Source organism: Mesorhizobium sp. RSR380A, from assembly GCF_054719385.1.
The window spans coordinates 2,370,951-2,380,346 of sequence record NZ_JBTTIB010000001.1 but is presented as its reverse complement, the minus strand read 5'-3'; the positions used below and the strand labels follow the sequence as shown (position 1 = coordinate 2,380,346).

The 9,396-nt window shown below is 63.8% G+C and carries 11 protein-coding genes; 3 read left to right on the top strand and 8 right to left on the bottom strand.

Translation table 11 applies throughout. The features are described 5' to 3' along the window. Positions 1-110 precede the first annotated feature (110 nt). Positions 111-1,067, bottom strand: coding sequence for an SDR family oxidoreductase (locus ACYG9Z_RS11525; RefSeq protein WP_023715050.1), 957 nt, complete (start codon positions 1,065-1,067; stop codon positions 111-113). A 94-nt stretch (positions 1,068-1,161) separates the two neighbouring features. Between ACYG9Z_RS11525 and ACYG9Z_RS11520 the strand changes: the two genes are divergently transcribed. Further along, positions 1,162-2,070 carry a LysR family transcriptional regulator gene (locus ACYG9Z_RS11520; protein WP_023752874.1) on the top strand — a complete coding sequence of 303 codons (909 nt, stop codon included), beginning with the start codon at positions 1,162-1,164 and terminating at the stop codon, positions 2,068-2,070. On the opposite strand, the gene ACYG9Z_RS11515 is transcribed toward ACYG9Z_RS11520, so the two are convergent. The 3 genes from ACYG9Z_RS11515 to ACYG9Z_RS11505 all read right to left on the bottom strand — a co-directional run bounded on the left by ACYG9Z_RS11515 (position 2,034) and on the right by ACYG9Z_RS11505 (position 4,483). After that, positions 2,034-3,209 carry an MFS transporter gene (locus tag ACYG9Z_RS11515; RefSeq protein WP_023752875.1) on the bottom strand — a complete coding sequence of 392 codons (1,176 nt, stop codon included), beginning with the start codon at positions 3,207-3,209 and terminating at the stop codon, positions 2,034-2,036. The genes ACYG9Z_RS11520 and ACYG9Z_RS11515 overlap by 37 nt on opposite strands. A 155-nt stretch (positions 3,210-3,364) precedes the next feature. After that, positions 3,365-3,673: a DUF1244 domain-containing protein gene (locus tag ACYG9Z_RS11510; protein ID WP_023690051.1), complete on the bottom strand. Its 309-nt coding sequence runs from the start codon at positions 3,671-3,673 to the stop codon at positions 3,365-3,367. 12 nt (positions 3,674-3,685) lie between these two features. Continuing rightward, entirely contained in the window at positions 3,686-4,483 is a 798-nt protein-coding gene (locus ACYG9Z_RS11505) for an N-formylglutamate amidohydrolase (protein WP_023752876.1), read from the bottom strand. A 246-nt stretch (positions 4,484-4,729) separates the two neighbouring features. Here ACYG9Z_RS11505 and ACYG9Z_RS11500 point away from each other — a divergent pair, with 246 nt between their 5' ends. Both ACYG9Z_RS11500 and pyk read left to right on the top strand, forming a co-directional pair. Further along, a complete protein-coding gene (locus tag ACYG9Z_RS11500; RefSeq protein WP_023673118.1) occupies positions 4,730-5,218 on the top strand; it encodes a DUF1036 domain-containing protein in 489 nt (162 codons plus the stop codon). Next, positions 5,215-6,660: a pyruvate kinase gene (gene pyk / locus ACYG9Z_RS11495; protein WP_023673117.1), complete on the top strand. Its 1,446-nt coding sequence runs from the start codon at positions 5,215-5,217 to the stop codon at positions 6,658-6,660. The genes ACYG9Z_RS11500 and pyk overlap by 4 nt, the downstream gene beginning before the upstream one ends. Positions 6,661-6,668: 8 nt before the next feature. Here the strand turns inward: pyk and ACYG9Z_RS11490 are convergent, their stop codons facing one another. The 4 genes from ACYG9Z_RS11490 to ykgO all read right to left on the bottom strand — a co-directional run bounded on the left by ACYG9Z_RS11490 (position 6,669) and on the right by ykgO (position 9,173). After that, positions 6,669-7,133: a hypothetical protein gene (locus ACYG9Z_RS11490; RefSeq protein ID WP_023752877.1), complete on the bottom strand. Its 465-nt coding sequence runs from the start codon at positions 7,131-7,133 to the stop codon at positions 6,669-6,671. 7 nt (positions 7,134-7,140) lie between these two features. Beyond that, a complete protein-coding gene (locus ACYG9Z_RS11485; RefSeq protein ID WP_023752878.1) occupies positions 7,141-8,208 on the bottom strand; it encodes an alpha/beta fold hydrolase in 1,068 nt (355 codons plus the stop codon). Between the two features lie 144 nt (positions 8,209-8,352). Beyond that, positions 8,353-8,934 (bottom strand): tetratricopeptide repeat protein, encoded by a 582-nt coding sequence (locus ACYG9Z_RS11480; RefSeq protein ID WP_023711628.1) that lies wholly within the window; start codon positions 8,932-8,934, stop codon positions 8,353-8,355. A gap of 113 nt (positions 8,935-9,047) precedes the next feature. Next, complete coding sequence (gene ykgO, locus ACYG9Z_RS11475; RefSeq protein ID WP_006327841.1) at positions 9,048-9,173, bottom strand: type B 50S ribosomal protein L36; 126 nt, start codon at positions 9,171-9,173, stop codon at positions 9,048-9,050. Between the last annotated feature and the right edge of the window lie 223 nt (positions 9,174-9,396).

Genomic DNA, 9,396 nt, shown 5'->3' with positions numbered 1-9,396 from the left:
GCTGATTTCCAGCGATTGGGCCAGCACCGCGAGAGAGATTTTTGTCTAAAGTCTTTGTTTTGATGCATGTCGTTGTCCCAGAACCGCGCACACTTCTGGGCGACATGCATTTAAGCGGCGTCTTTTGCACGGTCGAGGCTGATGCCGATGTCCTTCAAGGCCTCGGCCACGGCCTCGTCCAGCGGGGTGTGCGGGACTTCGCCGATGATGCCTTCCAGCCGGTCGGACACGAGCCGGTGCGGTTCGAAGCGCAGATAGGACATCGAGACGATCTCGCGCCACATCGCCACGAACGGGCTGCCGGCGCGCAGCACCCACCAAGGCATGAAGGTCAGTTTCAGCGGACGTCCCAACGCTTTCTCGGCCGCGGCCTTTATGTCCATGTCGGTGACGGCGTGGCCGGGGAAGTTGAGCGCCTCAAAGAAGCCGAGCTTGCCCTGATTACGCGCCAGGCCGACGAAGCCGATGCCGAAGTCCGGCAAATAGGCCCATTCGTGCACGAGGTTGGCAGGGCCAGGCGCGGTGTAGACGCCCTTGCTCATCTTGGCGGCGACGACGAGGTCGAACCATGATCCGCTGCCGGTGCCGCCGAAGAAATCGCCGGCGCGCAGGATGATGGTGCGGACGCGGCCGGCATCGGCCTCGCGGCGAAACAGCGCTTCCATGGCGCAGCGGATGCGGCCCTTCTCGGTGGTCGGACGGAATGGCGTGTCTTCGGTGACCACCTCAGGCATCGGCGAGCCGTAATTGTAGACAGTGCCGGGGAAAAGATGCAGCGCGCCATTGGCATGGCAGGCGGCCATGACGTTCTCCGCCATCGGCAGACACTTGCCCCAGTCGGTGTAGATCGGGTTGAGGCCGTTGAAGATGATGTCGACGCCTTGCGTGGCGCGGATCAGCGCCTCGCGGTCGAGCGCATCGCCGGCGACGGCGGTGGCGCCCTTGAGTTCGGCTGGGACCTTGCCGCTGCGGGTGACGGCGCGGACGTCGAAACCGGCGTCGATGAAGGCCTTGCCAACCACGCGGCCGAGCCGGCCATTGGCGCCTAGAATTGCGATCTTGGTCATTTTCTTCTCCGTGTTTGTGTTTGCACGGCGAATATGATGCCTCCATATGCGAATGAAAATTGACTAGGGATGCAGCTTTGTTATTCATAATTGAATGGAAGATATCGACTGGAACCTGATCAAGAGTTTCGTCACCGTGGCGGAGACCGGCAGCCTGTCGGCCGCGGCGCGCAAACTGTCGGCCAGCCAACCGACGCTCGGGCGTCACATCGGTGAGCTCGAACAGGCGTTGGGCGTCACCTTGTTCCGGCGCGGGCGGCGCGGCTATGCGCTGACGGAAGCAGGCGCCACGCTGTTCGAACGCGGCAGAGCGGTGAGCGAGCAGGCGAGCGCGTTCTCACTATTGGCATTGGGCTCGGTCGAGGCGATCGAAGGCACGGTGCGCATTGCGGCCAGCGAGGTGGTGGCGGCCTATGTGCTGCCGAGGATGACGGCGCGGCTCGGCATCGAGGAGCCCGGCATCGAGGTCGAGATCGTCGCCTCGAACCAGGTCGAGAACCTGCTGCGAAGGGATGCCGACATCGCCATCCGCATGGTCAAGCCGGCGCAGAACGAGCTGACGGCGCGCAAGGTCTGCGATATCAAGCTCTGCTGCTGCGCGGCGAAATCCTATCTCGACAGGCACGGACGCCCGCTCAAGCCCGCCGACCTTCTCGACCATCCGCTGATCGGCTTCGACCGCAGCGACGAGATGATCCGGGGCTTTACCCAGGCCGGCATCCCCGTCACCCGAAGCAGTTTCCGCTTCAGGACCGATAACCAGATCGTTCTGTGGGAAGCGCTGCGGGCGGGAAACGGCGTCGGTCTTGGCCAGGAGCCGCTGACGGACAGCGACCCGTCGCTGGAGAAACTGCTGCCCGGCCTGCCACTGCCCAGCCTGCCGGTGTGGCTGGCCATGCATCGCGACGTGCGCACCAGCGTGCGCATCCGCCGCGTCGCGGATTTCCTCTATGAGGAGCTGAAGCGCTATTCGGCGGGGGCGGCCGCGAATTCGGCGCGGTGAGCGAGCCCGGCCATCAACAGCACGACGATCAGCAGCGCCGACATGGCGACGAAGATCGGGCCGAAGCTGGAATGCTCGGCAACGAAGCCGATCGCCGACGGCGCCACCAATATGCCGGAATAGCCCATGGTGGTGACGACGCTCATGCCGGTGCCCGACGACATGCCTTCCTGGTTGCCGCCGGCCGAGAAGATGATCGGCACCATATTGGCGATGCCGAAGCCGCAGAGAGCAAAAGCCGCGATGGCGATCCAGGGCGAAGGCGACAGGCCGGCGACCAGCATGCCGGCGGCGGCGACCACCGCCGAGCCGCGCAGCGTGGCCACCGCGCCGAAGCGGTTGCGCACGCCGTCACCGAAAAAGCGTATGACAGCCATGACGCCGGAGAAGGCGGCGTAGGCAAGGCCGGCGATGGCGAGGTCGGCGCCGAGCTCCTGCCTGAGATAAAGCGCTGCCCAGTCGAGCACGGCGCCCTCGGAAATCATCGTCAGCAGCGCCATGAGCCCGACAAGATAGACCAGCGGGTTGGCCGGCAGCGTTAATCTGTGATGCTCGGCGGCCTGCGGCTTGTCCTCGGCGATGAGGTAGCCGACCGCCACGGCAATGACGGCAAAAGCTATGACCGTGACCACAGCCGCATGGGCGAGGTGGCCGTAAGTCTGGATGGCGTAACCGCCCAGACCGCCACCGGCGAAACCGCCGAGGCTCCAGAAGCCGTGCGAGGACGACATGATGGCGCGGGACAGCCGGCGCTCGACCACCACGGCATTGGCGTTCATGGCGACATCCATGCCGCCGATCGAGCCGCCGAAGATGATCATGGCGATCGACGCCAGCGGCACGTTGGGCGCCAGCGCCACGATCAGCAGGCCGAGGCTGCCGCACAGGCCGAACCAGCGCAACACGGTGCGCGAGCCATGCCTGGAGATCAGATGGCCGCACCAGCTCATGGCCGCGACCGCGCCGACGCCGAACAGAAGGATCAGCAGGCCGAGGGTGAATTTCGAGATGTCGAGCCGGGTCAGGAACACCGGAATCTGCGGCGCCCAGCTGCCGGTCAGGAAGCCGTTGGCGAGGAAGATCGCTGCTACGGCCCATCGCCCCTGAAGGGCGCTCTGCATGGTGTTTTGCGCGTTCATGGCCCGAATCCGGTCAAAGAATGGCTTTGCGCGGCAAATTAGATCGATTCAATTTCTCGTCAAGCGCTTGGCTGCGAAAAGCTTGTGGGCCACATCTAAGGGGAAACCGTTAGGCGCTGTCCCGCCGACGTCAATCCTGTGAACCGCGCGCTACTTCAGTGATCCCTCGGCCGTCTTGCCTCGAACTCCGCTTTCTTGGCGTCCGAAGCCTCGGTCTGGTTCAGCGCCTGCCATTGCGCATAGGGCATGCCGTAGACGATTTCGCGCGACTGATCCTTGCCGAGATCGACGCCCTCAGCCTCGGCCGCTTCGCGATACCAGTTCGACAGGCAGTTGCGGCAGAAGCCGGCGAGGTTCATCAGGTCGATGTTTTGCACATCGCTGCGCTCGCGCAGATGCTCGACCAGCCGGCGGAAGGCCGCGGCCTCGAAATCGCGTTTCTGGTCATCGCTGAGTTCGGTCATTGCCTTGGATCCTCACAGCGGCCCGGTGCGCGAGCCGAACATCTTCACCTGATGTATATCGGGACGGCGGTCGATGGCGTCAACGATCGGCGCCAGCCGTTCCGCCCAGGCCAGCGCCCCCTTGCGGTCTGATATCAGGTCCTGGCGGATCTCGATCAGCGCATGGGCAAAGCCGTTGACGATGGCGTGCTTGAACATGGTGTCGCCGCGCAACGCGCCGTCATAGGGTTCATTGTCGCCGACGACGAGGTTTTTATCCTGCGCCAGCATGTCGATCAGCGGCCGCGCCACGCGGTCGTCGAGGTCCCACAATATGCCGACATGCCAAGGGCGGATGAAGCCCTGCATGACAGGGGTGAAGGAGTGTACGGAGAAGATGAACGGCGCTTTGCCTGAGGCGTGCGCCACCGACGCGATCATGGCGCCGACCGCGTCCTGATAAGGCCGGTAGAAGCCGTCGAGCCGCCTTTCGCGTTCGGCCGGTGCCATAGGATAGTTTCCCGGCACGACGGTGCCGTCATAGAGCTGGCGGATCAGCGTCGGGTCGTCCTCGCCGCGATTGGGATCGATCAGCAGCCGCGAAAAATTGGCGATCACCGCCGGCACGTCGAGCGCTGCGGCCAGTTCGCGCGTCACCGTCTCGACACCGATGTCGTAGGCGATATGGCGATCGAGTTCCGCCGCCGGCAGGCCGAGACTGCCATACTGCTCCGGCAGGTCGCGGCGGGCATGGTCGGCGACAAGCACGATGCCTCGCTTGCGGTCGCCTTCGACGATATCGAAAGGCGCGAAAACTGTGGATCGGGTCATTGGCTGGAAAGGTCTGTTCGCTGGCTTCCGGGGAGGGTGGTACCGTCATTCCCACGAAGAGGATTGTTGCGCAATGCCGTTGTTTGGCCACGGTTTCTGCGAAAATCCTGTGACGCGCGGCAGATCGCGTGTCGGGGGCCTTTCTAAATCGATTGGAATTGGACAGAACGGCGCGTTGACATGCGCCCGGACTTTTCCGAAAAGGGGCGTTGAGAGATGCAGATGACGTTATTGAGGGGTTTCGGGATGGGTTCCGCCGGCAGGCCGCGTGCGCGCACCGCCTTTGCCGTGCCGCTCCTGACCCTGACGCTAGGGCTCACCGCGCTGGTCGCGGCTTCGCCTGCCCGCGCCGATTTCCGCGTCTGCAACGCCACGCAGAACCTGGTCGGCGTTGGCATCGGCTACCGCGCCAAGGCAGGCTGGATCACCGAGGGGTGGTGGCACATCGAAGGATCGAGCTGCAAGACGCTGATCGAAGGTCCGCTGTCATCAAGGTTTTACTATCTTTATGCAGAAGACGCCGAGCGCGGCGGGCGCTGGGATGGCCCGATCAACATGTGCGTGGCTGAAAAAGAGTTCAAGATCGCAGGCGTTACCGATTGCGTCGCCCGGGGCTTCCAGCGCGCCGGATTCCAGGAATATGACACGGGCGAGCAGGCAAGCTGGATGGTCCAGCTGACCGATGAGTCCACAACGGGAGGCGCTCCAGCCGCCCCGGGAACAAACAGTCAATGAGACGTAGCCGCAAGGTCAAGATCCTCGCCACCATCGGTCCTGCCTCCTCGTCCGAGGAGATGCTGCAGAAGCTGTTCGAAGCCGGGGCCGATGTCTTCCGCATCAATATGAGCCACACCGATCACGAGTTGATGCGCACGCTGGTCGGCCGCATCCGCGCGGTCGAGGAGAAAGTTGGCCGTCCGATCGGCATCCTGGCCGATTTGCAGGGACCGAAGCTGCGCGTCGGCAAGTTCGCCAACGGCAAGGAGGTTCTGACGCCGGGCCAGACCTTCACCCTCGACAACAATCCCGAGCCCGGCACGTCGACCCGGGTCTACCTGCCGCATCCCGAAATCCTGAGCTCGGTCGAGGCCGGCCACCGTCTGTTGATCGATGACGGCAAGCTGGAGCTCAGGGCGGTGAAGAGCGACGGCAAGTCTATCACCTGCACCGTCGTCGCCGGCACCACCATTTCCGACAAGAAGGGCGTCAGCCTGCCCGACACCGACCTGCCGGTCGGTGCGCTGACCGAAAAGGACCGCAAGGACCTCGATGCGGTGCTGGCGGAAAGCGTCGACTGGGTGGCGCTGTCCTTCGTGCAGCGGCCGGAGGATTTGGCGGAAGCCCGCAAGATCGCGCGCGGCCGGGCACTGATCATGGCCAAGATTGAAAAGCCGCAGGCGGTCGCCCGGCTGGCCGAAATCATCGAACTCTCCGACGCGCTGATGGTCGCCCGCGGCGATCTCGGTGTGGAAATGCCGCTGGAAGCGGTGCCCGGCATCCAGAAGCAGATCACGCGCGCCGCGCGCCGCGCCGGCAAGCCGGTGGTGGTCGCCACGCAGATGCTGGAATCGATGATCACCGCGCCGGTGCCGACCCGCGCCGAGGTGTCCGACGTGTCGATCGCCGTGTTCGAGGGCGCCGACGCCATCATGCTTTCAGCCGAATCCGCTGCCGGCGCCTATCCGGTCGAGGCGGTGGCGATGATGAACCGCATCGCCACCAAGGTCGAAACCGACCCGACCTATGCCGGCATCATCAACGCGCAGCGCTCGGAACCGGAAGCAACCGGCGCCGACGCCATTTCGCTCGCCGCCCGCGAGATTGCGGAGACGCTGAAACTGTCGGCGATCATCACCTATACGGCGTCGGGCACCACGGGCCTGCGCGCCGCGCGCGAGCGGCCGCAAGTGCCGATCATCGCGCTGTCGCCGATCCTCAACACGGCGCGGCGGCTGTCGCTCTTGTGGGGCACGCATTGCGTCGTCTCGCCCGACGCCAGCGACCTCGACGACATGGTCGACCGCGCCTGCCGCATCGCTTTCGAAGAGGGGTTCGGTCAGCCGGGCGACCGCGTCATCATCACGGCGGGCGTGCCGCTGAGGACGCCGGGTTCGACCAACATGCTGCGCATCGCCTATGTCGGGTCGGACGTGCAGGCCACCCGCAACATAGGTTGACAGAGGCTTCAACTCATCACAGTTCGCAGCGCTCTTGCCGCACCTTCGGCGTGATCGATACGCTGAAGGAAGCGGTGTGCGCGAGGGATTGGGTAATAGAGATACTGATCCGGGCCGCGCATCTTTCGCCGGTTGAGGTCGGCGGTGTCGAGCAGGTCGAAATCGACCCTTTCCAGCGTGCAGTGCCAGCCTGCGCTATGCGAAGCCCATCCCCTTCCGTGGTGCTGCAGAAGCCGCTCTCGGCTGGAATAGCCGTGATAGTCGAAGGCGATCACGCCGTTCGTCATGTAGATATGGTTGCCGTAGAAATCCTCGCCCGGAATGATCCGTTCGCCGTAGAATCCGTCCAGGGGAGGATGGCTGAGGAAGGTGCCCGCAAGGATGTGGCAGGCGCCGTAGCCGAAGAAGATGCTATCCGGTAGCGCCCAGAACGCTTCGGGGTTTTTCTTGATTCCGTGCTTCAGGACATACATGCGGCCGTCACGTCGGGGCGAGTTGCGCGTCGGGCACCGTAATGTCGGGGCACTGTGCATCGTTGTACGCATCGCCGGCGATGCGTGCTTCCACGGTTTTTGCCATTGCCTGCAGGTCGACGACCTTGCCGGCGACTTTCTCGATCGCGCCGACGACGAGGTCGGAGGCGATCCAATCCGGCTTGTGGCCGAGATTGTGGACCCAGATCAGTTCGGCGCCGGGGATGTCCCTGACCAGGCCGACCGAATGGATCGAGGCATAGACCACCTTGTCGCGGTCGCCCGAGATGACGATGGTCGGCGCTGTGATGTCGCGGTAATGCGGCGCGGCCTTCAGCGTATAGTCGTAGAGGCCGGCGACATCGATGGCGTTGGCGCGGAAAGCGCCGGGACGCAGCACCAGCGGAATCGAGGCATTGCCGACATAGCCTTCCGGCACCTTGTTGGGAGAAAACACGCAGGCCGTGGCGCCGTCCATCTGCAGCGTGCCTGCCGGATAGGTCAATGTCTCCGAGAACAGCCAGCCGATGATGGGGGTGGCGGTCAGCTTGTAGTACCAGGCGGTCGCGCCGCCCGGCCAGGGGTGGCTGACCGGCGACAGAAAGACCAGCCCGAGCGTCTTCTCCGGGTGTTCGCGGCCAAAGGCGGCGGTGATCACGCCGCCATAGGAATGGCCGACGATGATCGCATTGTGGATGCCGAGACGGTCCATCAGGCTGGCGATGGTGTCGGCCTGCGCCGACGGGCTCTCATTGTTGCCGGGGCCGCGTGCCGACCAGCCGAAGCCCGGCCGGTCGAGGAAAACCATCTCGGCGCGGCCTTCGAGCAAAGGCCTGATCGGCAGCATCTGATCCCTGAGATTGGCGCTGGCGCCGTGGATGAAGACGATGGCCGGCAGCTCTGCATTTTGCGGAGCCGGCACGTGGACATAGTGGATGCGGGTGCCGTCGATGTCGGCAAATTCGCCGGCCGGCGGGTTGCGCCACTCGATCAGCCACGCGCCGGCCCGGGTGACACCGGCCAGGGCAAAGACGAGCGCGAGGAGCAAAGCACAGGCGGCGTAAATGAGGTTCATGCGCGGAGATACGGGGGTGGAGGGGGATAAGTTCTAGGGAGTAGGGAGTAGGGAGTAGGGAGTAGGGAGTAGGGAGTAGGGAGGTGGCGTCTCGACCAATCTTCTCTACTGACTACTCACTAATCCCTAATTCCTACTGCCTAATCAAATTCCTTCGCCGGCAAGCTCTTCCGAAATTGCCGCGACCTGGTCCTGGGCGCTGCGCATCATCGGATAGATGGTAAGCACCTTCTGCCAGGCTTCCAGCGCCGATTGCTTGTGGCCGGTGGCGGCCATGATCTGGGCCAGGCCGGAAAGCGCGCCGAAATGGCGTGGTTCCAGCTGCAGCGTCTGGTCGATGTCGGACATCGACTTCCCGAAATTCTTCATCATGTAATGCACGGTGGCGCGCCGGTTCCAGCCTTCGGCATATTTTGGCTGCAGGACGACGACCTGGTCGAGGAAGTCGAGGGCGACGTCGAACTTCTGGTCGTCCATCGCCTTTTGCGACCATTGCATCATCAGGTCGATCGAGGCGCTGCCGGACTGGAACCATTCGCCCCAGATGCGCCCGGCGATGCGCTCGGCCGCCTTTTCGTTGCGCTCGCGCTTCAGCTCGGCAAACAGTTGGTCGAGCCTGGCTTCCCTGGTCAGGGCAACCGGCGGCTTTGCCGGCGGATCGTCCGCCGACGCCGGAGCGACGCCGAAAAGAAACAGGGTCGCCAAAAATGCAAAAAGAATCCGCATCGCCGGAATCTAACCCCGGACGGCGGATCGTCAAACTGAAATTAGCGTGAAAGTGCCTGAAACCAGGCAATTACCATCGTATGGACGGAGGCAACGAGCCTCCGGCCGAACACTCAGCCCTGGCGCGCCTTGTAGCGTGGAGCGGTCTTGTTGATGATGTAGACGCGGCCCTTGCGGCGAACCAGCTGGTTGTCGCGGTGACGCGCCTTCAGCGCCTTGAGCGAATTCTTGATCTTCATGGTCTTGCCCGTCGGTCTGGGCCCTGTCCGGGCCGAATTATTAAGGCGCGCCTGAAAAGCGCGCCTTTGAACTTGCGGTGGCTCATAAACGAGGAGCCTTGCCCGTGTCAACCGCAAGCGTGCTGGATAGAGGCCGAGAATGGCTTTGGCCATCAAATATCCGCCATCTCGGCTCCACGCCATTGCGCGGCCGAAGGCGGGCTGGAATGGTGCGGCACCCGCA